This window comes from Porphyromonas sp. COT-052 OH4946 (assembly GCF_000765965.1).
Classification (GTDB): domain Bacteria; phylum Bacteroidota; class Bacteroidia; order Bacteroidales; family Porphyromonadaceae; genus Porphyromonas; species Porphyromonas gulae.
Window position 1 is genome coordinate 26072 of the sequence record NZ_JQZY01000009.1, and the last position, 26635, is coordinate 52706.

The 26635-nt window shown below is 48.8% G+C and carries 25 protein-coding genes and 1 CRISPR repeat array; of the genes, 16 read left to right on the top strand and 9 right to left on the bottom strand.

Features of this window, described 5'->3' with window-relative positions:
* Window positions 1-11 precede the first annotated feature (11 nt).
* From deoC to HQ50_RS12005, 6 genes are all read right to left on the bottom strand, one after another.
* Entirely contained in the window at window positions 12-881 is an 870-nt protein-coding gene (deoC, locus tag HQ50_RS02370; protein WP_039421098.1) for a deoxyribose-phosphate aldolase, read from the bottom strand.
* Window positions 868-1218 (bottom strand): nucleotide pyrophosphohydrolase, encoded by a 351-nt coding sequence (locus HQ50_RS02375; protein ID WP_039428114.1) that lies wholly within the window; start codon window positions 1216-1218, stop codon window positions 868-870. Before HQ50_RS02375 ends, deoC begins: the two co-directional genes overlap by 14 nt.
* Window positions 1219-1222: 4 nt before the next feature.
* Window positions 1223-1675 carry a D-aminoacyl-tRNA deacylase gene (dtd, locus tag HQ50_RS02380; protein WP_018964666.1) on the bottom strand — a complete coding sequence of 151 codons (453 nt, stop codon included), beginning with the start codon at window positions 1673-1675 and terminating at the stop codon, window positions 1223-1225.
* A gap of 6 nt (window positions 1676-1681) precedes the next feature.
* Window positions 1682-3481: an excinuclease ABC subunit UvrC gene (uvrC, locus tag HQ50_RS02385; RefSeq protein WP_039428589.1), complete on the bottom strand. Its 1800-nt coding sequence runs from the start codon at window positions 3479-3481 to the stop codon at window positions 1682-1684.
* 33 nt (window positions 3482-3514) lie between these two features.
* Window positions 3515-5392: a tRNA uridine-5-carboxymethylaminomethyl(34) synthesis enzyme MnmG gene (gene mnmG, locus HQ50_RS02390; protein ID WP_039428116.1), complete on the bottom strand. Its 1878-nt coding sequence runs from the start codon at window positions 5390-5392 to the stop codon at window positions 3515-3517.
* Between the two features lie 200 nt (window positions 5393-5592).
* Window positions 5593-5685, bottom strand: coding sequence for a DUF1661 domain-containing protein (locus HQ50_RS12005; RefSeq protein ID WP_230587196.1), 93 nt, complete (start codon window positions 5683-5685; stop codon window positions 5593-5595).
* On the opposite strand from HQ50_RS12005, the gene HQ50_RS10555 reads away from it, so the two are divergent.
* The 11 genes from HQ50_RS10555 to cas2 all read left to right on the top strand — a co-directional run bounded on the left by HQ50_RS10555 (window position 5654) and on the right by cas2 (window position 17803).
* Entirely contained in the window at window positions 5654-5830 is a 177-nt protein-coding gene (locus HQ50_RS10555) for a DUF1661 domain-containing protein (RefSeq protein WP_081960048.1), read from the top strand. The two genes, HQ50_RS12005 and HQ50_RS10555, sit on opposite strands and share 32 nt — an antisense overlap.
* Before the next feature lie 306 nt (window positions 5831-6136).
* A complete protein-coding gene (locus HQ50_RS02400; RefSeq protein ID WP_039428118.1) occupies window positions 6137-7720 on the top strand; it encodes a hypothetical protein in 1584 nt (527 codons plus the stop codon).
* Window position 7721: 1 nt separating this feature from the next.
* Entirely contained in the window at window positions 7722-7973 is a 252-nt protein-coding gene (locus HQ50_RS02405; RefSeq protein ID WP_039428121.1) for a hypothetical protein, read from the top strand.
* A gap of 6 nt (window positions 7974-7979) precedes the next feature.
* Complete coding sequence (locus HQ50_RS02410; protein ID WP_039428123.1) at window positions 7980-9431, top strand: hypothetical protein; 1452 nt, start codon at window positions 7980-7982, stop codon at window positions 9429-9431.
* Entirely contained in the window at window positions 9424-11106 is a 1683-nt protein-coding gene (gene cas10 / locus HQ50_RS02415) for a type III-B CRISPR-associated protein Cas10/Cmr2 (protein ID WP_039428125.1), read from the top strand. The genes HQ50_RS02410 and cas10 overlap by 8 nt, the downstream gene beginning before the upstream one ends.
* A gap of 1 nt (window position 11107) precedes the next feature.
* Window positions 11108-12391, top strand: coding sequence for a type III-B CRISPR module-associated protein Cmr3 (gene cmr3 / locus HQ50_RS02420; RefSeq protein ID WP_039428127.1), 1284 nt, complete (start codon window positions 11108-11110; stop codon window positions 12389-12391).
* A gap of 18 nt (window positions 12392-12409) precedes the next feature.
* A complete protein-coding gene (gene cmr4 / locus HQ50_RS02425) occupies window positions 12410-13138 on the top strand; it encodes a type III-B CRISPR module RAMP protein Cmr4 (protein ID WP_039428129.1) in 729 nt (242 codons plus the stop codon).
* On the top strand, window positions 13131-13574 hold the full coding sequence (cmr5, locus tag HQ50_RS02430) for a type III-B CRISPR module-associated protein Cmr5 (protein ID WP_039428132.1): 444 nt from the start codon (window positions 13131-13133) through the stop codon (window positions 13572-13574). The genes cmr4 and cmr5 overlap by 8 nt, the downstream gene beginning before the upstream one ends.
* Window positions 13571-14332 carry a type III-B CRISPR module RAMP protein Cmr6 gene (cmr6, locus tag HQ50_RS02435; protein ID WP_039428135.1) on the top strand — a complete coding sequence of 254 codons (762 nt, stop codon included), beginning with the start codon at window positions 13571-13573 and terminating at the stop codon, window positions 14330-14332. The genes cmr5 and cmr6 overlap by 4 nt, the downstream gene beginning before the upstream one ends.
* A gap of 62 nt (window positions 14333-14394) precedes the next feature.
* Window positions 14395-17493, top strand: a complete 3099-nt coding sequence (gene cas1 / locus HQ50_RS02440; RefSeq protein ID WP_039428138.1) for a CRISPR-associated endonuclease Cas1 — start codon at window positions 14395-14397, stop codon at window positions 17491-17493.
* 19 nt (window positions 17494-17512) lie between these two features.
* Window positions 17513-17803 carry a CRISPR-associated endonuclease Cas2 gene (cas2, locus tag HQ50_RS10560; protein WP_081960029.1) on the top strand — a complete coding sequence of 97 codons (291 nt, stop codon included), beginning with the start codon at window positions 17513-17515 and terminating at the stop codon, window positions 17801-17803.
* 399 nt (window positions 17804-18202) lie between these two features.
* Window positions 18203-18678: direct repeats of the CRISPR family, unit length 37 nt; unit sequence CTCACTATACATACACAGTCCGTAAGGCTATTAAGAC.
* Window positions 18679-18801: 123 nt separating this feature from the next.
* Here the strand turns inward: cas2 and HQ50_RS12465 are convergent.
* Window positions 18802-18894 carry a DUF1661 domain-containing protein gene (locus HQ50_RS12465; protein WP_160216964.1) on the bottom strand — a complete coding sequence of 31 codons (93 nt, stop codon included), beginning with the start codon at window positions 18892-18894 and terminating at the stop codon, window positions 18802-18804.
* Here HQ50_RS12465 and HQ50_RS12470 point away from each other — a divergent pair.
* The gene (locus HQ50_RS12470; RefSeq protein ID WP_152566866.1) at window positions 18863-18979 is read left to right on the top strand and encodes a DUF1661 domain-containing protein; all 117 of its coding nucleotides are present in this window, start codon (window positions 18863-18865) and stop codon (window positions 18977-18979) included. The two genes, HQ50_RS12465 and HQ50_RS12470, sit on opposite strands and share 32 nt — an antisense overlap.
* 45 nt (window positions 18980-19024) lie before the next feature.
* Here HQ50_RS12470 and HQ50_RS10335 read toward each other — a convergent pair whose 3' ends face one another.
* Window positions 19025-20437, bottom strand: coding sequence for a Fic family protein (locus HQ50_RS10335; RefSeq protein ID WP_052074877.1), 1413 nt, complete (start codon window positions 20435-20437; stop codon window positions 19025-19027).
* A 126-nt stretch (window positions 20438-20563) separates the two neighbouring features.
* Between HQ50_RS10335 and HQ50_RS02450 the strand changes: the two genes are divergently transcribed.
* Genes HQ50_RS02450 through HQ50_RS02460 form a run of 3 tightly spaced genes read left to right on the top strand, consistent with a single transcriptional unit; the run spans window position 20564 to window position 24335 of the window.
* Window positions 20564-21139, top strand: coding sequence for an L-threonylcarbamoyladenylate synthase (locus tag HQ50_RS02450; protein ID WP_039428593.1), 576 nt, complete (start codon window positions 20564-20566; stop codon window positions 21137-21139).
* Complete coding sequence (locus HQ50_RS02455) at window positions 21136-22542, top strand: sugar transferase (protein ID WP_039428141.1); 1407 nt, start codon at window positions 21136-21138, stop codon at window positions 22540-22542. Before HQ50_RS02450 ends, HQ50_RS02455 begins: the two co-directional genes overlap by 4 nt.
* A complete protein-coding gene (locus HQ50_RS02460; protein WP_081960030.1) occupies window positions 22539-24335 on the top strand; it encodes a chloride channel protein in 1797 nt (598 codons plus the stop codon). Before HQ50_RS02455 ends, HQ50_RS02460 begins: the two co-directional genes overlap by 4 nt.
* On the opposite strand, the gene HQ50_RS02465 is transcribed toward HQ50_RS02460, so the two are convergent.
* Window positions 24296-25381, bottom strand: coding sequence for a mechanosensitive ion channel family protein (locus HQ50_RS02465; RefSeq protein ID WP_235317917.1), 1086 nt, complete (start codon window positions 25379-25381; stop codon window positions 24296-24298). The genes HQ50_RS02460 and HQ50_RS02465 overlap by 40 nt on opposite strands.
* A gap of 15 nt (window positions 25382-25396) precedes the next feature.
* Here HQ50_RS02465 and HQ50_RS02470 point away from each other — a divergent pair, with 15 nt between their 5' ends.
* Window positions 25397-26284, top strand: coding sequence for a tetratricopeptide repeat protein (locus HQ50_RS02470; protein ID WP_018964682.1), 888 nt, complete (start codon window positions 25397-25399; stop codon window positions 26282-26284).
* Window positions 26285-26635: the final 351 nt, after the last annotated feature.

Sequence of the window (26635 nt, forward strand, 5' to 3'; positions counted from 1 at the left end):
TGGATGCCGATTTAGACCATAATATCCTGTCGGAGGGCGTCCACCAAGCTGCTGGCTCCTATGCGGAAATATGCCGGCGTAAGCCATTCTTTGCCCAAAAGTGTATCGATCAGACAGTAGTATTTCACAGCATCTTCGCTTGTGCGAATACCTCCGGACAGTTTGATACCACGTATTTCACCAAAAAGGTCATAGTATTGTTTCAATACCTTGCACATCGTATAGGCTGCTTCAAGGCTCGCTCCGGGGTAGCCTTTGCCTGTGGATGTCTTTACAAAATGGGCACCGCAGAAGAGCGCGAGAATCGTAGCGCGACGGATATTCTCCGGGGTTTTCAATGCACCTGTCTCCAGGATCACTTTGACGGTAGCTCCCTTTGCAGCTGCTATTTGCTCTTCGATTTCCGTGGCCGCTGCTTCGTAGTCCCCACTCAGGAACTTACCCATATTGAGTACTATGTCTATTTCATCTGCTCCATCGCTTACGGCCAGTGCCGTTTCGGCCAACTTAACTTCGATAAAGCTCTGTGAAGCGGGGAAACAGCCGCTGACGCTGGCCACTTTCACGTTTTCGGCTGTGAGCGTTTCTCTCACAGTGGAGACGAAGTTGGGGTATACGCAGATCGCTGCTACGGATGGAATCGTAGGATCTGTGTCCTCGAAGTCATTGACGCTCTCGGTAAACTTTGTGATGGACTCCTCCGTATCCGTGGCGTTCAGGCTGGTCAGATCGATGACGCCATGCAGGAATTTTTTCGTTTCCGGAGTGCCGAATCGCGAATAGTGATCCCGTATTATTTGATCGGTTTTCTGTGAAATACTCTCTTCCGACTCGGCCGGATCGAACTGAGCGAAGGCCATTTCGTATTTATTTGCTGCCATTGTTGTGTAGTTTCGTATTTTGTTGATGTCTTTCTTTGTCTCTAACGGTTTTCTTCTCGATATTCTTATGGAATGCAGTGGTCAGATCCACGCCGGTTTGATTGGCCAGGCAGAGCAGAACCCACAGAACATCAGCCATTTCGTCGGCCAAATCCTTGCACTTGTCGCTTTCCTTTTCACTTTGTTCTCCGTATTGCCGTGCGATGATACGTGCTACTTCTCCCACCTCTTCGGTCAGGATAGCCATATTGGTTAGCTCGTTGAAATATCTGATACCCAGCGTTTTAATCCATTGATCTACACGTTGTTGTGCCTCTCTTAGTGTGATTTCCGACATGGCTCTACTCCTTATTTTGTGTGTCTATCAGTATGGTTACCGGCCCATCGTTCACCAATGCTACCTGCATATCTGCTCCGAATACGCCTTGTCCGACGGCTTTCCCCAGTTTTGCGGACAAGCTGTTGCAGAAGCTCTCGTAGAGAGGGATGGCAATCTCCGGACGGGAAGCTTTTATATAGCTGGGTCTGTTCCCTTTCCGGGTCGATCCCATGAGTGTAAACTGGCTTACAACCAAGGCTTCTCCATCGATGTCTTTGACGGAAAGGTTCATCACCCCGTCACTGTCATCGAAGATACGCAGGTTGGAGATCTTGGAAGTTAATAGTTCGATGTCGCTCTCTCCGTCTCGGTCTTCTATCCCTACCAGAACCAGCACTCCCTGACCTATACGGCTGTGTACTGCTCCTCTGATGCTGACGGATGCCTCCGTTACTCTTTGTATTACCACTCTCATCGTTTCTTATTTCTTTCTGAGTCCTTCGTATAATAGTTTCGCTTTGTTTCGGCCGATAAGAGCACTAAGTTCTTCCACTTCAGCCGAGCGTATTCGCTTTACGCTTTTGAAATGGCGGAGCAGATCTTCTTTCGTTTTCTTGCCGATGCCTCTGATATTGTCCAGTTCGCTTTGGATTTGTTTCTTGCTTCGTACATCGCGGTGGAACCCGATCCCGAAGCGGTGCGCTTCGTCGCGCAAGTGCTGTATGACCTTGAGCGTTTCGCTTTTCTTGTCCAAAATCAGCGGAACGGGATCCTTCGGGAAAAAGATCTCTTCCAGTCGTTCGGCCAATCCTATGATGGGTATCTTGCCGATGAGTCCCAATTTATCTAATGTATCGTAGGCTGCGCTAAGCTGTCCTTTGCCTCCATCTACGACGATCAGGTCGGGTAGGGGTAAGTCCTCCTCTGTGAGGTGGGAGTAACGCCGGCTGATGATTTCTTTCATGGAGGCGAAGTCGTTCGGCCCTTCGACTGTTTTCACGTGAAACTTTCGGTAGTCTTTTTTGCTCGGTTTCCCCATTTTGAAAACAACGCAGGCCGCCACCGGACTCGTACCCTGTATATTCGAGTTGTCGAAGCATTCGATATGTTTGGGTGGGCGGTCCAAGTGCAAATCCCTTTGGATCCCGTGGACGATGTGTAGAGCACGTTGTTCGGGATTGAGCTTCTCGGCACGTTTGAGTTTGTCGAGTTTGTACTGAGCCACATTCTTCTCGGATAGTTCCAGCAGTTTCCGTTTGTCTCCACGCCGGGGGATCGTAGTCGTGATGCTCTCTCCCGTTTGCCAACCGGTGTCGAACGGCAGAACGATTTCGTGAGCGTTGCTTTCGAATCGTTGTCTCAGCTCTGTTATCGCCGCAGCAAGGAGCTCTTCTTTCGATTCCTCGATCTGCTTTCGGTACTCCAAGGTGTACACACGATTGATCCCTCCGTGCTCTATGTGCATGTAGTTGATATAGGCCGTGTGCTCGTCTTCGTCGTAAGAGAAAACATCTACGTTGTCTATATTGCGTGGCACGACCGTATGCTTGGCTTCGTATTGCTCAAGAAGCTCTATTCTCTCCTTGCATATCTGTGCCTCTTCGAAGCGCAGCTCTTCGCTGTATGCCTGCATTCTGTCGCGATACATGCGTACAAGTCTGTGCAAATTGCCTCGGAGCAGATCGCGTATTTCCGATACATTGCTTTCGTACTCGTTCGAAGTTTGATTGCCGACGCAGGGGCCTTTGCATTTCTTGATATGGTACTGCAAGCAGACGCGATACCGCCCTTGTCGGATCTTCTCCACACCGAGATCCAGTTTGCAGGTACGGATCGGGTAGATCTCTTTCACAAGGCGAAGCATCCCTTTGGCAATGAGTGCGCCCGGATAGGGGCCGAAGTATTCGGATCCATCCTTCTTGATGTCCCGTGTGGCGAATATACGTGGGAAAGGCTCCCGTTTGATGACTATGCTGGGGTATGTCTTCCCATCTTTGAGCAGGACATTATACCGAGGTTGATACTCCTTGATCAGTGAGTTTTCGAGCAGCAGGGCATCTCCTTCGCTGTCCACAACGATGTATTTGATGCTCCTGATCTGTCTGACCAGTATGCGGGTTTTCCTGTCTGCGTGCTCTTTGTGAAAATACGAACTGACTCTACGGCGAAGGTTTTTGGCCTTGCCTACGTAGATTACCTTCCCGTCCTCATCGAAGTACTGGTAGCAACCGGGTTTTTCCGGCAGGGTAGGGAGGATGATGTTCAGTTCGTCGGGGGTCATCATTCGGTTCGATGTTTTGTTTCACGTGAAACGTTATCTGCCACAGAGAACGAGAAGGATGCTTACGTCGTGGGGAGAGACTCCCGGTATTCGCGATGCTTGCGCTATGGTTTCCGGCCGGATGCTCGTCAGCTTTTGGCGTGCTTCGGTGGAGAGGGACTGCATCTGCATATAATCTACATGCTGTGGAAGTCGGATACTCTCGAGCCTGTTGATCTTGTCCGCCAAGGCCCTTTCTCGTTTGATATAGCCGTCGTATTTGATCAGGATCTCCGCAGCTTCCACGATTTCCTCACGTCTGGATGCTGGAATCTCTTCAACGATTCTTTGGAGAGAGGGTACCATCGAACAGACTTCATTCATCCCTATTTGAGGACGGAGTAGCAGGTCGTACAGTTTGATGCCTTGCTTGAGAGGAAGGTGGCCGGCCGACTCCAGATGCGGGTTGATCAGATCCGGTTTGAGGGAAAACTTGTGCGTAAAGTCGATCAGCTTATCGCGAAATGCTTGCTTTTCTCGGAGCAATTCGCTGCGTCTGCTGTCTGCCAGTCCGATCGCTTCCGCCTTCGGCGTGAGCCTCATGTCGGCATCGTCCTGACGTAGCAAGATGCGATATTCGGCTCGAGATGTAAACATGCGGTAGGGCTCGTCCACGCCTTTGCTCACCAAATCATCGATCAGCACCCCTATGTAAGCCTCGTCGCGTCCGAGTGTGAACTCGCCTGCGCCATGGCATTGCAGGTGAGCATTGATACCGGCTATCAGTCCCTGTCCGGCAGCCTCCTCATAGCCGGTCGTGCCATTGATCTGACCGGCGAAGAACAGCCCTTTCACCGGCTTGGTCTCAAGCGTATGTCTTAATTGTGTGGGATCAAAGAAATCGTATTCGATGGCATAACCCGGACGATAGATATGCACATGGCGAAGAGCCGGGATGGCTTTCAGGGCTTCGAGCTGAATCTCCAAAGGCAAAGACGAGGAGAAGCCATTGAGGTAAAACTCGTTACTCGTCTCTCCTTCCGGCTCGAGAAACAGCTGGTGCATCTCCTTGTCGGCGAAGGTGACGATCTTGGTCTCTATGCTGGGGCAGTATCGAGGGCCGATGCTTTGGATCTGCCCGTTGTACAGGGGTGAGCGGTCCAGTCCTTTGCTCAGTATCTCGTGGCATTCGGGATTGGTGTAGAGCGCGTAGCAACTCCTTTGGCGTAGTACCCTTCGGGGCGTATCCATATAGGAGAAACGGTGGTGATCCTCCTCTCCCGACTGCTCCGTGGTCAGACTGAAGTCGATGCTCCGGCCGTCGATTCGTGCCGGAGTCCCCGTCTTCATCCTGTCGGTCCTGAAGCCCAGATCACGAAGCTGCTCCGTGATGCCGTGGAAAGCCGGTTCGGCTATTCGTCCTCCTTCGATCATACGCTCCCCGAAGTGCATGACACCTCCGAGGAAAGTCCCTGTAGTCAGCACCACGGTACGTGCCTGAAACTCCACCCCGAGAGCCGTCACTACTCCCGTGACGGCACCCTGACGAATAGAGAGGCAGCGTACGCTGTCCTGCCACATGTACAGATTGGGCTCGTGCTCCACTATATCGCGCCATGCTTCCATGAAGCGCATGCGATCGCTCTGAGCGCGCGGACTCCACATGGCAGGGCCTTTGCTCCGATTGAGCATGCGAAACTGGATGGCTGTAGCATCCGTGACGATACCCATCCGTCCGCCCAAGGAGTCTATCTCTCTGACTATCTGTCCCTTAGCTATTCCTCCGACAGCCGGATTGCAGCTCATTTGGGCTATTTTGTTCATGTCCGGCGTGATGAGCAATACCTGCGAACCGAGCTTGGCCGCAGCCGCAGCCGCTTCGCAGCCGGCATGGCCCGCACCCACCACGATGACATCATAATTAAATTGCATTGGAATGTTCCCTTAGTACCGGTGGCCGACACTGGTGTCGGCCGTGATTACTTAACAAAGTTAGCAACTTTCGGTTTTTGCGTCTATGGAGCTTGGTCGGGGGATGAGCGGTATTTATCTCGGAATCAAGCTCCCAAAAGTTCATTTCGCATGGAGGTGCAACATTTCGTTCGGCACCGTATTGGGAGAGAAAGACGAGTTTACGCGCCATAATTTCTTGTTTCCATGCTCCGAAAAACGTGGCGCGAGAACATTTTCGTTTTGGCGCGGGAAGTAAAAAATTTACGCGCCACAGCGAAAAAAATCTCACGCCACTTTTCCCGAAAATACGCGCCACAATCGCAGCATTTCCGGTCTGTGAACTTCGGAGAGGCGGATTTGTCTGCAAAAAAAAATTATGCCATTTGGCCTAACTTGCTCTCCTTTTACCGGAGATAATACCTTTTAGTGGATAGCCCCATATTAGTCTGCTTCATAACGACCTTTACACGGACGAATTTTTATCAATCGAATTAAAAGTGTGTCCACTTATTTGTATTAAATTTGGCCTTAACTCTAAAAACAATGAATCAGACCGATCTTTTTACCTCATTTACCCATAAATGGAGGTAAAGAGAGCTTCTTCCCTTCGGGATGTTCATTGTGTTTTGATAGAATAATATATATGTGTTAGAGATTTCCAAAGTCTATACCACAGATGTAATTCGATCATTTTATAGATTGCTCATAAAAAATATTAAGTGTATGGAAGCTGAAACTTACAGTAGGCATATCTTTATTTTTCCTTTTCAGTGGGATTACATCGAAAAGAGAGGGTATGCTTCCTATAACGAGAGGACAGATATAAAAAAGTTTGACAAACTGTTTTCGGCAGTCAGTCCTCTCAAAAGGCAATACTTCGAGATAGGAGCCTCGGAAGAACGCTACAATGAATACACCTATTTTCATCCTTTCGCCCGGAGAGCCCTCTTCGGAACGAAAGAAAACCCTTCGGTCTATTACTATGAATTGAGCGACACCCAAGGCACTTACAACATCTCTGTGAAAATCAATGGAGTCTCCACAACCTACTCTCTACAACTTGAGAAGATAGCCGTATCTGTATTCGATACGGGTGTGGGAACGGTAGCCTATTTTCTCCGCAACGATAGGTACACTTCATCTGAAGACATCCTCCGCATCAATGACTCGGGCAGACGCATTTACCCTCAGTTTATGGAAAAAGGGAACAGATTAAAGTCCAAGGATTCTTTTCTTGCCGACCGTATTTATGGAGGTTTAGGTGTGATGGATTTTGACGATGACTTCAGCCAATTCGAAGAGGATATTAGTCATACGAATATCTTTCTCCCTCCCGACCATATACGTCAGGTGTTCGGTTACAACAAGATGGATCGAACAGAAGACGATGGGTGCCAAAAGTTCGTGTTTCATCAAGAGAGCGAACGGAAAGACATCATCCGCATCTCCCCCGTTATGGATGATAGGATGTTCTTTATAACCTACTACCATAGCCCCGATTATGCCCAAAAGCTGAAGAGCAAACCGAAAATATTTGGCAAAAATAGAGAATGCGGCATCTACGAAGAGGGACACTTTGGAAACCTTTGGTTTCGATACCTTTTTGGAGATGGGAGAGGAAAAAGTGTGGCTAATGCTTCTGTACAAAAGGAGGATATAAAGAGAACAACCTATGCAAGATGGTCGGGAAGTGGCACTCTCTTCGGTCTAACCAAAGACTCTCTCGTAGGTATTTCAGATTGGTATCTTATAGGAGACCATATTACAACTATGTATTACCAAATGGCAACATTGAGCCTTGTGCAACGCTCTACCATACTACGCTTCAGCAATGAAATAGCCTCTATCACACAACTGATATTGGACAAGAAGACAAAGAGAAAGACCGAAAAGCAGGTCAAAGAGCTGTACGGCAACTATATCCGCTTTCTTAATGAGACCTACTTTCGAGAGGTTACCCCTCAAATACAGGGCATAGAAATGTACGATATGCTTCAAAACAATATGAACATACGAAAAGATGCCAAAGCCCTCGACGAAGAGATGGGCGAACTCTTTAACTACACAACCCTTGAGGAACAAGGCGTACTCAACAAAACTGCCAACCTCTACCTACCTATCACGCTGCTTGTTGGCTTTTTAGGCATCAACACTTTTGTTGAAAAAGGATGCATCACTCGCTTCTTCAATATCGGGGACCCTTGTCCCTCGACATGGGGGCTATTGGGTGGCGATATTATTACGCTTATAGTATTTGCCATCTGCCTCTACTTCCCAATAAGACATTATTTCAAATACAGAAAATAGCATGGAAATAGAAACTTTAATTTTACTCTCTTTGGTCGTTGTGGCCATTACTACAATTAGTGTCGTAGCCATCGTATGGTACTACAAATTCAAAATCAGAAAGGAGGAGTTAGAGCACCAAAGATTGGTCGAACAAGAGCGAGAAAAAGCAAAAGAGCTAAACAACTCCTTTGCCAAATCATTGCTTGCGACAAACAAAGAAATCATAGAAGTCTATTGTAAGAACAATATCAAACAAAAACAAGAAGCATAGACCACGATGTACAAGTTAGAATTTGAATTAGAACAGCATACGCCTATCATCCACTTCCAGGCCAGGGATGCAGGAGCAACGCTGCGCGCCTCCGAAGCCAAGCCGAAGCTCGACAAGTTTATCTTGACACAGATAGGCAAGAGGTTTATAAAGAGGAGTGATTCGATAACAGAAAAAAACTTTATCGAAAGGGGGATAGAATACTTTCAAAATAAAGATGCAGAGGCTCGTAGGGTGTACGAGGAAGAGAAGAAGAAAGGGAATAAGGATGCTAAATTGGAACTTTGTCTCATTCCCGGACAAGAAGGAGCATTGAACTACAAACTCTCCTTTAAGCTAAGCCCTGATGCGAAAGTGCAGTATTTCTTGCCAATGAGTAGTAACCCGAAAGGGACAGGTAAATTAAAAAGCCTTGTACAAGAGAAGCTGGGAGTGCAAGAGGTTGAAATACTACCCTTGACTTCTTACTTTGCCAATGAAGACAAGGCTAAATCAGAACCTAATATAAAGCATGGTGACACTCCAGACCAAATAAAAAATAAAAAAAGAATATTTGAAGAAAACTGGCAGAAGGTACAATTAGCAACATTGGTCAATACTCCAGTTAAGGGGATAATACACTTTCAGGACGCTGGACTAAGAGAAGAGGTGAACAATCTCATCTCCGACTTTTTTATGCTCCATAACTTTGGTGCAAGACAATCCAAAGGCTTTGGCTCTTTTATCATCTCCCAGAGGGATGGAAAAGAAGTGGAGGATTATTTTGATACAGGCTGTGCGTGTTATGGATATTCTTTTTACATACCTGCGAAAACACCACAAGAAGCACTTAGGAAGATCAACTATTTCTATAAAAGCCTAAGAAGTGGTTTTAATGAATACAGAGGTAAGAATGAAATTTTTTACGCTAAATCAGGAATGCATTTCTATGCCACAAAGCATAATTTTGAATGGGATAAGAGAAGCATTAAAGGTGTACTCTTTAATCAAGATCAAGACTTAAAGGAAAAGATGCAAAACGAACAGCTTTTCGCTTTTAGAGACTTATTGGGCTTATCTCCAGTTGAACGGTGGCAGAGTCAGAAGACAACTATTACCAAGGAATGTAGAAATAAAAATGGGAAGAAATTCGATCGAATTAAATCTCCCTTACAATTCAAGCCGATATGTTACAGCAAATATGATTACATCGTTTTTTTCGATCTCTTTCCCGAAAAAAGTGGAATACATCAATTAAAAGGAGGCAAGATTGTAGTAAAATCATCAAGGCATAAAGGAGCTATCTTGGGTTTAAAGATTCAAGAAGATATTGATCTATACAATGTTTTTAATGAAATATTCTCAGAGTTAAATTTCGAATCCCAAGTAGCTGAATATGATTCATTAACGGATGCAAGAGAGATTTATGGGACTTTGGATGACATTTACGAGCAACTAAATAAGAATTGTCATGAGTAATGAGAAATATACAGCAATAACCATAGGACCAATAGGTAAGACCTTGGCTAAAGCTCGAAGCGTGAAGTCCTTTTGGACAGCGAGCTACCTCTTCTCTTGGATAATGCGGGAATTGCTCGAAAAACTTCCCGAGGAAAACTTTGAGCTTCTCTCTCCACATCGAGCTGGCAAAGATGTTTCAGAAGAAACCTCTAGAAAGGTGGGCTTATTCCCCGATAGACTTTTTGCAAAGGGAGAGCTTGAAGAGAAGGAACTCAAAAGAATAAAAAGGGAAATCTTCGGCGAACTTGCTGAAAAATTCAAGAATGCTTTTCAGGATGAAAAAGATGATATTGCCCGAAAGATAGATACGGGAAGTGACCAAAAGCGGAAGAGAGAGCTTGAAGAAATAAAAAGTCGGTATAGCAATGCTGCTTTGAAGGGCGAGGAGTATATTAGTGAGTACTTAGAGGATTACCTCTCTATCTCCTGCATAACGGTGGAGCTTAACTCCGATTGTAACATCTTGGAGCAACTCAATAAATACTTAGATACACAGGAGTTGTTCAATAAAGCCTCCTCGCACACCGATGAGGATTATATGGAACTCTTTATCGAGGCTCCCAATAATCCTTTCTTAAAGGCCTATTCCCAAGAGAGGGCTTTCCCAAGCACTTCAGAGATAGCCGTATCGGGATGGGAACAAAATCCTCCCAAAGATGAAAACGGAGAGGTAGAGTACAGCGAATTAAAATCCTCAAAGGAAGGGTTTCGCAACTGCTACAAGTATTTGGCAGTCATAAAGGCAGACGGAGATGGTTTTGGAAAATACATCAAAAAACTCAAAGTAGACGAGGAAAAGGAAATAAAAGAAAACGGAGAAAAGGAAAACGAGCTAACGAGATTTACAAAATCGTTCTTCGAGTTCTCTGTTGAGGTAGCCGATGAGTTAATACGGAAAACAAAGGCTAGACCTGTCTATATCGGAGGCGATGATCTCTTTCTCTTTACTCCTGTATTGGAGGGTGATACCGAAAAGGATGTATTCAACCTTATCGAGAAAATAGATACCTCTTTTCGAGGTTTCCAAGAGAAGCTAAACGCCGACTTCCCCGACATTGCCAAGAAGCCAGACACAAAGCTTTCGATGTCTTATGGCGTAAGTATCTTTTACTACAAGAGTCCCATGTCTGAGGCAATACACATAGCCGATAGCATGTTGAGGAAAGCAAAGGAAGAGAAAGAGGAAAAGGAAAAGGAAAAGAAGAAAGATGCCGTAGCTATATCCATACAAAAGCACAGTGGGCAGAAGATAGAGTTCTTGCTCCCCTGCAAGCATAGTACCGATAAGTGTAAACAAGAAACAGGCCTATACAAAAAGGCAACCGAGCTTATACGAGCTTTTAAGGAAGATGACAGTATGCTCAACAGTCTTATCTATTGGATAGAAGATATGTATGAGACAATTTTCACCGACGAGGTTACCCTATACCAAGAGCGTATCAATGCAGTCTTTGACAACTTTTTCGACGAAGAGATTCACAAGGAGAACGAAGTGTTTTTCGACCTCCTGAAGGGGTTTATCCTCTCTATGCATCACTCCAAAGATGCTCCCTGTGAACTCTCTGACAAAAAGAAACTGCTGCACGGCATCTTGCGCTACTGTCAATTTGTAACGGCTAAAAAAGAGAAATAATATGTCTACCTATCTTTATCTTATTAAGCTTACGCCTTTGGACAAGTTTTTCTTTGGGCAGAAGAAAACCTTTGGCGATGACAATGCCAACTACTTTGTGTACTCCTCCCACTTTCCACAGCAAACCGCCTTGTTGGGGCTTTTGCGCTATCAACTGTTGCAGATAGCAGGAGTGGACGTCTTCAAGGATAATAAAATCCAAGATACAAATAAAGCTGCCAAACTGATTGGCGAACAGAGCTTCTCTCCATTCGTCAAGGATAAGTTGCAGTTTGGTATTATCCAGTCACTCTCTCCTGTCTTTATCATAGACAAGAAGAACGATGAGGGTAAGGAAGAGTACTTCCTACCTGTGGGTAGACGGTTTCAAAAGAAGAAAGAAAAAGCCCCATACAGTCTCTTACACCTCTCCTGTGAAGATGAATGCCCTCCCATCTTTGAGAGTAGAGAGTCTCAAAAGGAGAAAGAAGAGGCTTATGACCCCAAGAAAGGACTGGCGTCTTGTTGGCTATCTTCCAATGGCACTACACTCCTTAACGAAGAGGACTTTTTTATAAAAGATGAGCGCATCGGGATACGCAAAGATTATGAAGGAGCAACGAACGATGATGCTTTCTTCTGTCAGAGATACTATCGCTTCAAAAACTTCAAAAAGGTAGATAGCGAAAAGCCTAAGGTGTGCAAGCAACCACTTGTGCGAGAGCACGACTTCTGCTTTGCCACTATTTTACAGACAGAGGGAGAAATCGAACACGAAAAGTTGAATGGGAGAATCGTCTACCTCGGTGGAGAGCGGCAACCTTTCCTCATGGAGGTAAATGAGGTAAGTGAAGAGACTTTCAAACTCAACATTGAGAGTTCTACGTTTACGGCAGAGGCCTACTACAAGAGTCTGTTCAAGACCTTCAAACTCAACATTGAGAGTTCTACTCTTACGAGCGATGAGAAGCACTATACTGTAGTACTCCTATCCGATGCTAAGATTGAGCCTAACCACCTCGAGGGGGTAAAATTTGCAAGCGCGGAGGTGAAAGACTTTGCCTGTTTGCTCACTCACGTAGGAACACGCAGGTTCTACAACAAGAAGAAGAAAAGAGAGGAACAGAACATCGAAGAAGTTGAAACGGCTCTAAGTCACCAACATGAACTATACGCCAGAGGCTCCGTGTTTTACTTCGATACTAAAGAACAAGCGGAGCTATTTTGCGACAACCTCAAGAAAGTTCCCAACTTCCATACCATCGGCTACAATCATGCCCAAATAATCAATCCATCAAAACAATAAAACAAACAGAATATAAAAATGGAAACAGCTACCTATATCATTCGATGCCTTACCAATATGCACGTGGGTAAGGGAGATGCCACCTATGAAGTAGTGGACAAATGTGTACAACGAGACGTAACCACAGGGATGCCCTGCATCTACTCCTCCAGCCTCAAAGGGGCTTTGAGACAATTCTTTTCGAAGCAAGGCTTTGCCGACATCAAGCATGTGTTTGGATCTGATGTGAGCAGGGATGTAAAAGACGAAAGCAAGGGTAATGAGAGTGATAATAGTAATGAGGAGAATCCCAAAGAGCATAGCGTTGGCAACTTCACCTTCTTCCAAGCCAACCTATTAGCCTATCCTGTTCAGACAACTCAAGAGGGTGCCACTTACATCCTCAAAACAAATAAAGCCCTGCAAGAGTCTATAGAGGAGTTAGCAAAACTTCTTTCTGCTCCATCGAATATTGAAGATCTGTTACCTGAAGGGATTGAAAAGGATTTATCCAATGAGGCCCTCGAGCAACTCCCGGTCATAGCCCGCAACAAATTGGACAATGGGAAGAGTGAGAACCTATGGTACGAAGAGGTCGTACCTGCCGAGAGCCGATTTGTCTTCTTCGTATCCTACGATAATGAAGAGATCTTTGCGAAGTTTGACAAGATAATCCAAGAGAAAGTCATCCAAATAGGTGCCAATGGCTCTATCGGTTATGGTTTTTGCAAGATTACTAACCTTAAAGATTCCTCTCAAAATGAATAAGAAGACTATACAGGATTTGATACCCAAGGCTATGCAGGCCATTGAGGGAGTGGGTATTGTTGGCAAGGATAAGAAGTTCGAGAAAGTCCACGAGGGATATATCAATGCTCTTGGCCCTAATATCATTCAGTCGGGACTTCTCCCTACGCTCATATTCTACAATAAGGATAAGCGAGAGCTATGGCTTAAAGCGCTATACTATATGGAAGTCATAAGCAACGATACAGACCCCACAGCCATTATACAACTAATTATAAAAGAGGTGGATAATGAAAGTAAGCCAGAGAAAACTATAAAAGAGTTAGAGGGCAAAGCCAAGGAGTGGGAGCGCAAAATACTTGAGTATGCGGTAGCTCTCAAGCTGGCACTTCGGACTTTTGTTGCTGAAGAGGCCGAGACAAGCAATACAAAACAACAAGAAGGAGGTGCGCAATGAATTTCGGACACTGGTACTATCGAGAGTATTTCGATACGATAAATCTCGACAGCGAGGGCATTGTAACCAACTTCTCCACGTTCAATAAAGGGAAGAACGATAAACTAATAAAGGGAGCTATTCTCCCTCCCTACGACGAAGAAAATGATATTGAGGATGTAACTGGCTTCGAGCTGAAGACCTGCTATCCGGGGTTGTTGTGTGGTGTGGGCTATCACCACGAGATAAACAAACCTGCGGATGAGAAGGGTAAGAAGGTTGAGAAGGATAAGGAAGATGACGCACCGGAGGTTTATAACCTTGGGATGTACTTTGATTATACATCGGGTTTGCCCGTTATCCCCGGTTCTTCTATCAAAGGGATGCTACGCTCTGCCATCGAAGAGTGGGACTTCCTTGCAGATTATGAGCTCAACGACGGAGTTACACGTGAAGAAATTATTAAGACTGTGTTTGAGGGAGAAGGGCTTTCCATTTATGACAGAGACATTTTCCTCGATGCCATTCCTATAAGAGTAGATAACAAACTCTTTGGAGAGGACTATATCACGCACCATCCCAATCCTCTGCAAAACCCTAATCCTGTACGTTTCTTGAGAGTCAATCCGGGTGTAACCTATAAGTTTCGCTTTATCCTGAAAGCTCATGGAGAGAAACTAACGGTAGACTTTAAGACAAAGCTTTTCGAAGCTATTATCTGCACTTTTGGTCTCGGGGCCAAGACCAATGTCGGCTACGGGCAATTTGTAGAACATTAAGAGCAGAACTACGGCCGGTTACCTCTCTATCGGGTCGTTTTTTCCTCAGCAAAGAGTTTTGTATGCCACTCTCCACAGATTCGTTGCCGATCTTTTTGTCGGACTTCACCGCCTACCATTTTAGCGTTCGTTTCAGAGCCGAACGTGCTATTGCCTTCGAACGCAAATGGTATTTCATGCCTCGGTTTGCATTGGGCAATGCCCTCAAAAATAGTAAGCAGTACGCCTACCTCTATGGGCTGATATTCAAGCCACAAGAGGAAGACGCGGACGAAAGCAAGGGATCGGGCAACACCTCGCGCCTGATCATTCGAGCCGACAAACCCTCCCGGAAGTCTCTGGAGGCAGGCGAAGCCATGGATCTGTACATTACCGTCGTAACGAGAGATCCTCTACTGGTCGGAGACTTCCTCTCTTTCCTTCCGGAATGGCAGGCGTACAACTTCTTTCGGGAAAATAATCTCACGTACGACTCCTATCGCCTGTACAATCCCACGACAGAGAAATACGAGTCCGGGCTGAGGGTAGAGGATGCAGCACTTACGGTAGACTTCTTCTCTCGGCAAGCAATCCGTTGGGGCGAAATCCTTGCTGTGCGCTTTCTGTCTCCGGCCAGTATCAAGGTAGATCAAATACTGTCCGCGGAAATACCCTATTCGCGTCTGATGAATAGACTCTCACGGCGTCTGTATGAGCTATATACGCAATACCTTAGCAGGGGAGAGACTTCTGTGGAGCGATATGTTTTCCCTGACCATGATGGGCTGGTTTACTCTCAGATAAGTATGCCACGCAAGGCGACTATCAAGGAAAACAGACAGTACGACATGTCCGGCATATTGGGTCAGCTCTTCTACCGTGTTCCCTACGATCCCGTAGCAGCCCTCATGCTCTCGATGGCGCATTGGGTGCATATAGGCAATCATACAATTGTGGGGAATGGTCAGATCGAGAGCACTCCGGTCAACGATGCCTTGTACCGCAAGTGGCTCTCTTCTTTGGCTGCGGATCGTGACCTTCCCATGGCAGAAGCGGAGCGACAAGATTTGTTGGAAGCCCTACGTGTTTGCAGCTATATACCGCAGCCTTATCACTCGGTGAACATACCCAAGGGGGATGGCTCCTACCGACAGCTACATATCCCTTCGGCAGTGGATCTACACTTGCAGAGAAGCCAGGCCGGCATACTCTATCCGATCACCGAGTCTTTATCCATTGCACAGAGCTATGCCTATCGCAAGGGGAAGGGGGCTGTGGCTGCCATTCGTAAAGTGCAGCATCTGCTGGATTCTCTGGATGAGAACTATACAGTGGTGCGCTGCGATATAGACAACTTCTTCGATTCCATCCCTGTCCCCTCTCTATTGCAGAAAGTCCTGAGAACGACCGAAGATCCCCTCCTGACCCGTATGTTGAGCCTCTGGATGAAGTCCGGAGTCGTAGACCGAAAGCAGCAATATGCTCCTGCATCCTCCTGCATCCCACAGGGAAGCCCTCTGGCCCCTCTGCTTTCCAACCTCTACTTGGAAGACACGGATCGCTACATTGCCGGGCATATAACAACCGAATTTATCCGCTATGCCGACGACCTGCTACTCTTCTTGCCGGAGAGAGCGGATCCGCTGAAGGCTCTCCAAGACCTGAGCGAACATTTGAAATACCACAAGGGGCTGAAGCTGAACAGGGACTTTGTCGTATCGAGCATAAAAAGCTCTTTCAGTTTCCTCGGTATTACGTTCCGTGCAGATGGTTCAAGGTGTATGAGCCGGGACAAGACGGAGGGGCTCAAACGCAAGATCGCACTCGCGCTCCATCGCGACACCGAAAACTTCTCAGCCCTATCGAAGACAATCCATGGCATGGAGCAGTACTACCGCAAACTGCTCGAAAAGGTAGACATAGAGGCCATTGACAAAGCGGCCGCTGCTGTCTATGCCGCTCACATCGCATCACTGCCGACCTCCGAGGCTCGGAAAAAGGCCAAGGACAATCTGCTACGGCTGGGCTTTCTCTCTTCGGAAACGGCCCAACAGACTCTTCGAGAGGCTATGCGGCAGACAGTGCTCCCAAGTGCAGACCCTTTCCCGATAAAGAAAGAGAGCGAGATCCTGCGTGAGCAGCACAAAAGACATTTGCAAGAGAGGGAAGAGATATTCGACTTGGTGGTTACCGAGTCCGGAGCTTTCATCGGTATCAGTCGCAACCACGTGCTTGTAAGGAAGTATGGGAAGACGATCTGCAAACAACCTGCCGCACGGATAGAGCAGATCAGCATCATCAGTGACGGAGTCTCTCTCAGCAGTAACGTCACCAAATACTGTAGGAAGAAGAATATCAGAGTCATATTCTACAATGCAACGGGCCAAGCCTATGCCTCTCTCGACGGCATGAATACCATCTTGCCCTCCGTGATGGAAGCCCAGATGCGCCTGAGCGAAGAGAAGAAGCAGGAGTTCATCCTCGCTCTTATCCGGAACAAGGTTCGCAATCAGGGCAAACTCCTGCGCTACTACCACAAGTATTATCGCCACGACAAAGAGCTGAAAGAGCCTCTCTCCAACGCTATCGCCGAGCTAAAGCAGCTGGAAGATATACCCATAGCGGCGGAGGGCAGCTCCCTCGCGGACTTCCGACAGCATGCCATGCTTCATGAAGCACGCTGCGCACAAGTCTATTGGAGGGCATTTGCCCTGCTGGTGCATCGCTCCGGACATGAATTCGAGGGGAGAGAGCACAAGGGAGCCGAGGGATTGGTCAATCAGATGCTAAACTATGGCTACGCAATCCTCCGGAGCTACGTGATGAAGACGATAGACCTTTGGCAGCTCAACCCGAATATCGGTATCCTGCACAGCACACAGGACAATAGACCGGCCCTGTGCTTCGACCTCATGGAGCAGTACCGGGCTTTCGTCGTCGATAGGAGCATCCTCGCCCTACTGGCCAAGGGGGAAGATGTGGGGCAGGATAACAAAGGGCTGTTGGATATGTCCACACGCAGCCGCATCATAACGAAGATAAACGAACGCTGGTTTGCTACCGAATACTATCGATCCGGGGAAAAGCTTTTCTCCGATATTATGAAGTTGCAAACCAAAGACGTGAGAGCCTTTTGCTGTGGCAAGGTGAAGCGCATCAAATTCTATACCCCTAAATGGTAGACCGAGAGCGGGAAGAGCTATGAACGACAAAAAACTATTGGTTGCATACGACATATCCTCCAACAGACGAAGATGCCGGGGCGCTCGGATATTGGAGCAATGTGGTATACGCATCAATAAATCGGTATTCATCTGTAGCCTGCGAGAGCTGACCATGGACAAGTTGGTAGAGGCTGTTACCTCGCAGACAGCTAAGAGAGACAAGGTGTTTTTTCTTCCTCTCTGTCAGCATTGTTATGCTGCAGCTTGGATGAGCGGACATCCGACCCCACCCAAGAGCCGGAGGAAAAGGAAAAGTATAGTGGTTTAGTTTTTCGAAAAAACTCGAACCACGCATCGCTCTTTGACGTACTGATTATCAGCCGGTTGCAAAAACGACTCTTTTCTCCCGTTTTTCGAAAATAGGAGAAAAGGAGAATTGGGGCTTTTATTTTCGAAAAACAGGGGCGTTTCGCTATTTGTAAGTGTTTGATTATCAAATGGTGTCTTTCTCTATTTTCGAAAATGCCAAAAACGAAGGCTCCCTCTTTCTGATTTTCGAAAATAGAAAATCAGCTAATCTGATTGTATATCAATGAGATATAAGCATCTCAATGGCAAAAATGATGTTATAGCTGCATTTCTCAACTTGCATTTTCGAAAAAAATAGAATCGTTCTCTGCCAGTGCGTTACGTTTGGGATTATTCGTAACTTGCAGTCACTCAAGTTCTCACTATACATACACAGTCCGTAAGGCTATTAAGACAGTTTGCAGGTATACTGTTCTTTTTTTCTGAAAATTCCTCACTATACATACACAGTCCGTAAGGCTATTAAGACAATAGTGTATCCTTCCTCATGCTTTCTGCTTATCGCACTCACTATACATACACAGTCCGTAAGGCTATTAAGACTGATTTTGATCCCTCTCTCGGCAATGTACTTATCAACTCACTATACATACACAGTCCGTAAGGCTATTAAGACAGAGTAGAGGTATAAACCATCTTCCATAATAATTAAACTCACTATACATACACAGTCCGTAAGGCTATTAAGACATCTTTTATCAAGAAAGTTTACCTCAGGTACTGTTCTCACTATACATACACAGTCCGTAAGGCTATTAAGACTGAAATTGAAGGTGCGGTCATCAGGACCCGAAAAGCTCACTATACATACACAGTCCGTAAGGCTATTAAGACTCTTGATGCTCTACTCATCATCACTTGGACTTTCCAAGTTAGATTTTGGAGCGGTTAATATTGTGTTTTGCACAAGATAAGAGCATAATCACAGCCTTCCGCTTGTGTGCGAGCCAAGGCCGTTTACGCACCGTAATTTTCTATTTCGATGCTCCGAAAAATGTGGCGCGAGATTTTTTTCGCTGTGGTTCGAGAATTTTTTACTTCCCGTGCCACAGCGAAAAAAATCCCGCGCCGCTTTTCCCGAAAACACGCGCCACAATCGCAGCAATTGCGGTTCGAGAAAATCCGATCGGAATAATTGAAATCCGAGACTTCCGAGACCTCCGAAGCCGGTTCTAAGCTCTTACCCTTCTACAACATCTCGGATACGACCCAAAATATCCTGCTTGATGGCAGACAGATGCGCTCCCAATTCGCTCTCTGTCGGGAAAGAACCGTATGGATAGTCCTTGCCTTGGAAAGTATAGTGCATCGAAGAGAACTTCACCCCTGCATCTACCGCCAAAGCGAGGTCGCTCCTCTTGCTCGGCACACGGATGCGGGAAAAACGGATCTGAAAGGCGATGGCATCGGCATCCATCAGAATATCGAGCCTGTCTTCGGGCAAACGGGAGGTTAGTCCTTGGGGATATTCGTCTAAGCTGAAGGCCTTCTCATCATCCCACACGCTATTTCCCTTCTTCTTGAGCATGAAATATGAGATCTCCTGCTCGGCAAAAAACCGATTGACGGGCTGCAATGCCGCTATCAGTCGTTTGGCAAAATCGCGATGGAAGCAGTTGTACACATCCATCCGGGCCTCCATCGAGACGGGGGTGGGATTCGTGAGTCTTTTCTTCGCCCTGCGTTCGAGTATGGCCAACTCTTTGTCAAAATCGTCTGCTTCCTCGATGCTCTCCCCACGGGCTGCTTGGATACACGTGACGAGAGCCTCTTCCATACACTGCTCCATATAGGCGACGAACGGCTCTATATGCCATATCTCGGCAGATGCACCCACGGAGGGCACTCCTCCTACTGCCACATCGGCACGATTCAGGGCAGACAAGTAGGCATTCTTATCCTTGCTGCGCACCACTATCATCGGATAGCCATGCTTGGCAAGAATATAATTGACCAGCAGACGGGCGATTCGTCCGTTGCCGTCATCGAACGGATGAATGCGGATGAAGCGATAATGAAATACGGAAGCCAGACGAATGGGCGACAGCTCCCCGGCCTCTTCTGCGCTCCGATACCAGTCCACGAGCTCCGCCATCAGTGCCGGCGTTTCCTCCGGGGAGGCATATTCGAAGCGTTCGCCCGTCACGGTTTTCACCGAGTTGGGTCGCGTTTTGTACTCTCCGGCGTGGATCACCACCGTATTCAGCAGGGGACACCCGGCTCCGTGCCTCGTATAATCCTCCCTCAAGAGCGTACGGTGCAACTCCCGAATGAACCTTTCGGTCAGCGGACGTTCGGAAGAGGAGGCTTCCGCCTGTATCATCTTCAGGGCCACATTGTGGGCTTTCATCTCTTCCAAGTCTTTCATATCGGCTTCTTCCGCCACTTTCCCGAATAGCAGGAGCAGTTCCGTCTGGCCGTAAGTGAGGGTATTGCCCTCCATGTGGTTGGAGTTGTAGTTGAACTCCAGCATGAACTTGCGATCCACCCGTCTCCGGTCTTCTTCTCTCATCGGCAGAAGGGAGTGCCACTCTGCGTACAATTTTTCGATCCTGTCCATCACCGCCATTGATTCGCCGGTTTCCCGAGCCATCGTTCATTTTATTATTATAACAAATGTAGGGCAAAAAGCATTGATACGGCAGATATTCATACTTTTGCCCGTGAAGGAGTGAGCGCACTCGGCTCTCTCGGGAAAAACAGAGATTATACCATCGATATGCTCAACGATATTCAGAGAAGTGAAGCGAAGAAAGCCACCGAAGTCATGCGCAAAGGCGGCATCATCCTTTACCCGACAGATACCATTTGGGGAATAGGCTGCGATGCCACGAACGAGGAGGCCGTCCGGCGGATTTACCGGCTCAAAGAAAGAGCGGACAGCAAGAGCATGCTCGTCCTCATCGATTCGGAAGCCAAGCTCCAAGGCCTTATGGACGAAGTGCCGGAATTGGCCTGGGATCTGATCGAGCTGACGACCAAACCGCTGACCATCATCTATCCTCAGGCCAAAGGCGTGGCACCGGCACTCATCGCTTCGGACGGATCGCTGGGCATTCGCCTGACGCGCGAAGCCTTCTCTGCCGAGCTATGCAGGCTGATGCGTGTCCCCGTCGTGTCCACATCGGCCAATATCAGCGGCCTGCCCTCGGCACGGACTTTCGGCGAGATCGCTCCGGCCATCCTTGACGGTGTGGACTATATAGTGGAGTGCCGGCGCGAAGAGCCGGCCGGTCAGGCCTCTTCGATCATTCGACTCGGCACAAGGGGAGAAGTGGAGGTGATCCGCCAATGACACGGGTGCAGCTACACCGCCTGCGCTATCTGCTGGCAGATGTCTTCGGTATCGTAGCTTCCTATCTGAGCTACAATACGCTGCGTTACCTCACCGAAGGGCAAGGGCACATATACTCCACCCTGTCCGAATACCTCTTCAACGCCAAGAGCCTGTGGGTGGGGATCCTCTATCTGCTTTTCTGGCTCTCCCTCTTCGCCCTCTCGGGGTACTACAACAAACCCGTAGCCAAAAGCCGAATATCCGAGCTGCTGACGACCGTGTCGTCGGTACTGGTCGGATCCATCATCGTCTTCCTGCTGCTCGTGGTGGACGACATCGTGCACGACACGGCTCTCTATCTGCGGCTCTTCTTTATGATGGTGGCGACCGTGTTGCCGTGGGTGTATTTCCCCCGTCTGTGGGTGACGACCCGGGGCATCAAAGAGCGGAAGCGGACAAAGGGCTATCATCGGGTGCTCCTCATCGGGAGCGGTACGATAGCCGAAGAGACGGCTTCGTGGCTACAGTCCGTAAGCGACATGGCCACCACGCGGCTCCACTTCGCCCCTCCGACGACGAGAGAGGGATTCGAGCAGTCGCTCAAGTCCTTCGCCTCGCTTGTCTCCGAAGCGGTGCAGGAGAGCAAGCCCCATCAGATCATCCTCGCCGTGGACTGCCCCGATGCCAGCTTCATCAGCCTGCTCCTGTACCGGCTCTATCCCTTCCACATGCCGGTATGCGTGCCGATGCGCAGCATGCTTTTCGCCGGAGCCAAAGTGAATGTACAGGGGATGAAAGGAGAGCCGATGGTGGACATGACGGCTACCAATATGAGCGAATGCGCCAAGAGCATCAAGTGGTTTTCCGACCGGCTGTTCTCCCTTCTGATGCTGATTCTGCTGATTCCGGTCTATGCCGTGATCGCCGTTCTGGTCAAGCGTTCTTCGAGAGGCCCCGTCTTCTTCGGGCAGGAACGTATCGGACTTCACGGCCGGCCGTTTACGATCTATAAGTTCCGCACCATGTACCTCGATGCCGAGAAGGACGGCCCGAGCCTCAGCTTCGATGGCGATTCGCGGGTCACGCCCATCGGGCGCATCTTGCGCAAATACCGGATGGACGAATTGCCTCAGTTCTGGAATGTGCTTCGGGGCGATATGAGCTTCGTGGGGCCGCGCCCCGAACGGGCTTTCTACATCCGGCAGCTCGTGGAGCGTGCTCCCTACTACTACCTGCTGCACAATGTCCGTCCGGGCATCACCTCTTGGGGCATGGTACGCTACGGCTATGCTTCCACCCTCGACGAGATGCTGGAACGCCTGCAATACGATTTTCTGTACTACGAGAATATGAGCCTGAGGCTGGATCTCGAAGTACTGCTATATACCTGCCAAACGATTATTAAAGGATTGGGAAAATGAAGGAAAAGGAAATGAGTCGCTACGGGTGGTTCTTGCGCTTCCTCCTTTGGCGCGAAAGACACATCAACGAGAGGCTTTTTCTCATCATCTTGAGCCTCATCATCGGTATCCTCTCGGCTTTTGCCGCCGTTCTGCTCAAGAATACGATACACATCATCCAGCACTTCGCATTCGATCGCATTCGCGAGACGAGCTATCTCTATCTCATTTTCCCCGTCGTGGGTATTCTGATCACGTGGCTGTTCGTGCGCTACGTGGTTCGGGACGACATCGGCCACGGGGTGACGAAGATTCTCTTTGCGATCTCCCAGCGCAAGAGCCGCATCAAGCCGCACAATATGTGGAGCTCGCTCGCAGCCAGTTCCATTACGATCGGCTTCGGCGGATCGGTCGGAGCCGAATCGCCTATCGTGCTGACGGGGGCTGCCATCGGCTCCAACCTCGGCCGGCTCTTCCGCATGGAGCAGAAGACGCTGATGCTCCTCGTGGGGTGTGGTGCCGCAGGTGCCATTTCGGGGATCTTCAAGGCTCCGATCACGGGGTTGGTATTCGTCATCGAAGTGCTCCTGCTGGATCTGACCATGTCGTCCGTGCTGCCGCTGCTGATCAGCTCGGTCAGTGCCGCCGCCGTATCCTATATTATCACGGGGCAGGGAGCCATGTTCAGCTTTACGCTCAACGATCCTTTTTCGATGGATCGCATCCCCTATGCTCTGCTACTGGGTGTATTCTGCGGACTGGTATCCTTCTACTTCTCCAAGATCATGTTCGTCTTCGAGAGCAAACTCAAGGGCTTCCCGCACTATCGCCAACGCTACCTCATATCGGCCTTTATCCTCTGCGGTCTGATCTTCCTTTTCCCTCCGCTATACGGTGAGGGCTACGATACGATCAACGCCCTGCTCGGCGGCCAGTACAGCTCTCTGATGGATGGCAGCCTGTTCGAGCCATACTCCAATTCCTATTGGGTACTGTTCGTCTTCCTCGGATTCATCATCATCACGAAGGTGTTCGCCTCTGTGGCCACCAATTCGGGCGGAGGCTGCGGCGGACTCTTCGCGCCCAGTCTGTTCATGGGAGCACTGAGCGGATTCATCTTCGCCTATGCGCTGAACTTCTTCCCCTTCATCGACGTCTATCTGCCACAGAAAAACTTCGCTCTCCTCGGCATGGCCGGAGTGATGGCAGCCGTCATGCACGCGCCGCTGACAGGCATCTTCCTGATTGCCGAGCTGACCGGCGGATACAATCTTTTCCTTCCGCTTATGCTCGTGAGCACGAGTTCGTACGCCACCATCCGCCTCTTCATGCCACACAGTATCTATTCGCTCCGTTTGGCACAGAAAGGGGAGTTGCTGACGCATCAGAAAGACAAGGCCGTGCTGACGCTTATGACGCTGGATGCGGTGATAGAAAAGGACTTCGAACCGGTGAGACCCGATATGACGCTGGGGGATGTGGTACACGTCTTCGGTATCAGCCATCGCAATGTCTTCCCCGTCCTCGACGAGAACAACCTGCTGATGGGGCTGGTACTGCTGGACAATATCCGCAATATCATGTTCCGGCCGGAGCTGTATGAGAGATTCAAGGTCAGCCGTTTCATGGTTTCTCCTCCGGCCAAAATAGTCAATACGATGTCCATGGAGACCATCATGCGGATCTTCGACGACACCAAAGCATGGAACCTGCCCGTCATTGACGAGCAGGGATGCTACCTCGGATTCGTATCCAAATCCAAGATCTTCAATTCTTACAGGGAGGTATTGGTGGAGACGTTCTCCGGCGATTGAGCTTCCGCCACTTTGGGCTTCTCCGGGTGTTTGGGTGCGGAGTCGTGTATCGTAAGCTGCGGGAACGGGAATGGGATGCCGTCTCGGTTAAATTCGCGGTAGATCCGTTCGTTCATATCCCAGTAGACATTCCACAGGTCGTCCGTGGCACACCACGCACGCGCCATCACTTTCACCGAACTGTCTGCCAATTCCTTCACCACGACCGTGGGGAGGGGATCTTTGATAATCCGCGGTTCCTCGTCGATCAGACGCAGCAGCAGTGCTTTCACCCGATCGAAGTCCTCGTTGTATTCGATCCCGATGATCCATTCGTTCCGACGCACCGCCATGCGGCTGTAGTTGATGATCACATTGCTGCTGAGTAAACCGTTGGGGATGAAGATGTACTTGTTCTCGAACGTCATCACCGTGGTGTGGAAAAGCGTCACGGCATCCACCACTCCCTCTACATTGTTGGAGACGATGTAGTCGCCCACTTTGAACGGTTTGGTCAGCAGTACGATCAGACCGCCGGCCAGATTCTGGAGCTGACCGCTCAGACCCATCCCGACAGCCACACCCACCGAAGCCAGCAAGGCTGCGAGCGAGACCGGTTGGAAACCCAATGTGGAGATAATGATGACGATCAGCAGCACAAAGCCCCCGATATTGGCAAAGGAGCGCAGGAAGGTGCGCGCTGCCGGCTCGAACGAACGTCGAACCATGATCCGATCGAGCCACTTGATCAGGACGTTCAGCAGCAGCTTGCCCAGATAGAAAGCCACAATGGCAATAACCACCTTAATGCCGAAAGTCAGTGCCTTGCCGCCCCACTGCGTGAGCAGCTCCGTCCACTGCGAAGGCTTGATCTCTTTGAGTTGCTTGATCGCTTCGGGCGAAACGACTTCTGCTATTTTATTCACTTTAGTTGTATCAACGGGAAGATTTTGCAGTGGGAAAAAGATTTTCAGACCCATACGATTCGTTACTTTTATGTCGTTAATAGAGGCGGAAAGGCCGGCCGATACGCTGTTGGCCGGCATGCTATCCGCACTGTCACGCACAAAAATATAGAAATTATGACGGATAGATTCCTGCGCATCCTTCGGCTTTCAGCCCTTTGCCTGCTCTTTTCGGCCCTTCTGCCGCCACTCTTCGGACAGCCAACCACCACCCGACAGGACAGCCTGCCGGCAGACTACACACGGCTCATCGACCGCTCTTTCGAAGCCCTCGGACAGGGCAACCTCGAGCTGGCCGAGCAAGCTCTCCGTCAGGCCATCAAAGCCTATCCCGACTTGCCCTCCGGCTATGCCCTGATGAACAACCTCGGTGCCATCCAGCAGAGACAGGGCAAGCTGGAAGAAGCTCTGCTCACCTACAGCGCAGCCCTGCAAAAACTCCCCGACGACAAGCTCCTGCGCACGAACAGAGCCATGCTCCTGACCGAAATGGGACGGACGGACGAAGCTATCTTCGACTACAACGAACTGCTCAGGGCAGAGCCGGACAACGAGATCTTCCACTACGGCAGAGCCATGCTCTACCTGGCCAAAGGAATGTACGGCGATGCCGAGTCGGATCTGGAGGAAATCCTGCGCGTCAATGACTCCTCGCTCAAAGCCCGTCTCGGCATCGCCCTGGTGGCAACGATGAAAGGCGAATACGACAAAGCCGAACGGCTCTACAACTACGTGATAGACAAACTCCCGAAAAATGCCGCAGCCTACGAAGGGCGCGCCCGCCTCTTCCTGAACAAGGGAATGAAAGGCTACGCCCTGCGCGACATCAACAAAGCCTTCGAATACGCCACACCGCCTGCCGCCTCTCTCTTCGTGCTGCGAGGCGAGATCAACGCCGCCATAGGCGACAAGAAAGCGGCGGCCGAGGATTATGCCGCAGCCGAGAGTCGCGGCTATAGCAAGGAGAGCCTCGACGTCCTACGCGCAGCCCTCCGCAAACAGTAAAAGAAAAGGCCGGAAAGACAAGAAGCCCGCGCTGCTCTTCAGGGTGGATTCTGCCTGTACACTTCATTTGTAATCATCAAAGGATGAAAAGCAACTTAATTGCAAAAAATCTTTTTAGCGGGCTTATTATCATGGATAAATCGCAACTAAGTAAACTCAGAAAAAGGTTTTCCCTGTATCTGCTTGTGGGAATAGCCTTATACCTTTTCAAGGTAATCAATTTCGATTCTTATTGGGGAATATCTTTTTTCGTTTTATGGTCGATAGGCCTTTTAGCGGCCGTGATCAGTGCCATTAAATCCCCCAAAAGCTAATTGCATCGTCATAGGTGATCTATCATCGGGGGTGTGT

What these genes read in the sequence shown, in the direction of transcription:
- deoC (WP_039421098.1), bottom strand. Translation starts at nt 881, where the DNA reads ATGGCAGCAAATAAATACGAAATGGCCTTCGCTCAGTTCGATCCGGCC.
- HQ50_RS02375 (WP_039428114.1), bottom strand. Translation starts at nt 1,218, where the DNA reads ATGTCGGAAATCACACTAAGAGAGGCACAACAACGTGTAGATCAATGG.
- dtd (WP_018964666.1), bottom strand. Translation starts at nt 1,675, where the DNA reads ATGAGAGTGGTAATACAAAGAGTAACGGAGGCATCCGTCAGCATCAGA.
- uvrC (WP_039428589.1), bottom strand. Translation starts at nt 3,481, where the DNA reads ATGACCCCCGACGAACTGAACATCATCCTCCCTACCCTGCCGGAAAAA.
- mnmG (WP_039428116.1), bottom strand. Translation starts at nt 5,392, where the DNA reads ATGCAATTTAATTATGATGTCATCGTGGTGGGTGCGGGCCATGCCGGC.
- HQ50_RS02400 (WP_039428118.1), top strand. Translation starts at nt 6,137, where the DNA reads ATGGAAGCTGAAACTTACAGTAGGCATATCTTTATTTTTCCTTTTCAG.
- HQ50_RS02405 (WP_039428121.1), top strand. Translation starts at nt 7,722, where the DNA reads ATGGAAATAGAAACTTTAATTTTACTCTCTTTGGTCGTTGTGGCCATT.
- HQ50_RS02410 (WP_039428123.1), top strand. Translation starts at nt 7,980, where the DNA reads ATGTACAAGTTAGAATTTGAATTAGAACAGCATACGCCTATCATCCAC.
- cas10 (WP_039428125.1), top strand. Translation starts at nt 9,424, where the DNA reads ATGAGTAATGAGAAATATACAGCAATAACCATAGGACCAATAGGTAAG.
- cmr3 (WP_039428127.1), top strand. Translation starts at nt 11,108, where the DNA reads ATGTCTACCTATCTTTATCTTATTAAGCTTACGCCTTTGGACAAGTTT.
- cmr4 (WP_039428129.1), top strand. Translation starts at nt 12,410, where the DNA reads ATGGAAACAGCTACCTATATCATTCGATGCCTTACCAATATGCACGTG.
- cmr5 (WP_039428132.1), top strand. Translation starts at nt 13,131, where the DNA reads ATGAATAAGAAGACTATACAGGATTTGATACCCAAGGCTATGCAGGCC.
- cmr6 (WP_039428135.1), top strand. Translation starts at nt 13,571, where the DNA reads ATGAATTTCGGACACTGGTACTATCGAGAGTATTTCGATACGATAAAT.
- cas1 (WP_039428138.1), top strand. Translation starts at nt 14,395, where the DNA reads ATGCCACTCTCCACAGATTCGTTGCCGATCTTTTTGTCGGACTTCACC.
- cas2 (WP_081960029.1), top strand. Translation starts at nt 17,513, where the DNA reads ATGAACGACAAAAAACTATTGGTTGCATACGACATATCCTCCAACAGA.
- HQ50_RS10335 (WP_052074877.1), bottom strand. Translation starts at nt 20,437, where the DNA reads ATGGCTCGGGAAACCGGCGAATCAATGGCGGTGATGGACAGGATCGAA.
- HQ50_RS02450 (WP_039428593.1), top strand. Translation starts at nt 20,564, where the DNA reads ATGCTCAACGATATTCAGAGAAGTGAAGCGAAGAAAGCCACCGAAGTC.
- HQ50_RS02455 (WP_039428141.1), top strand. Translation starts at nt 21,136, where the DNA reads ATGACACGGGTGCAGCTACACCGCCTGCGCTATCTGCTGGCAGATGTC.
- HQ50_RS02460 (WP_081960030.1), top strand. Translation starts at nt 22,539, where the DNA reads ATGAAGGAAAAGGAAATGAGTCGCTACGGGTGGTTCTTGCGCTTCCTC.
- HQ50_RS02470 (WP_018964682.1), top strand. Translation starts at nt 25,397, where the DNA reads ATGACGGATAGATTCCTGCGCATCCTTCGGCTTTCAGCCCTTTGCCTG.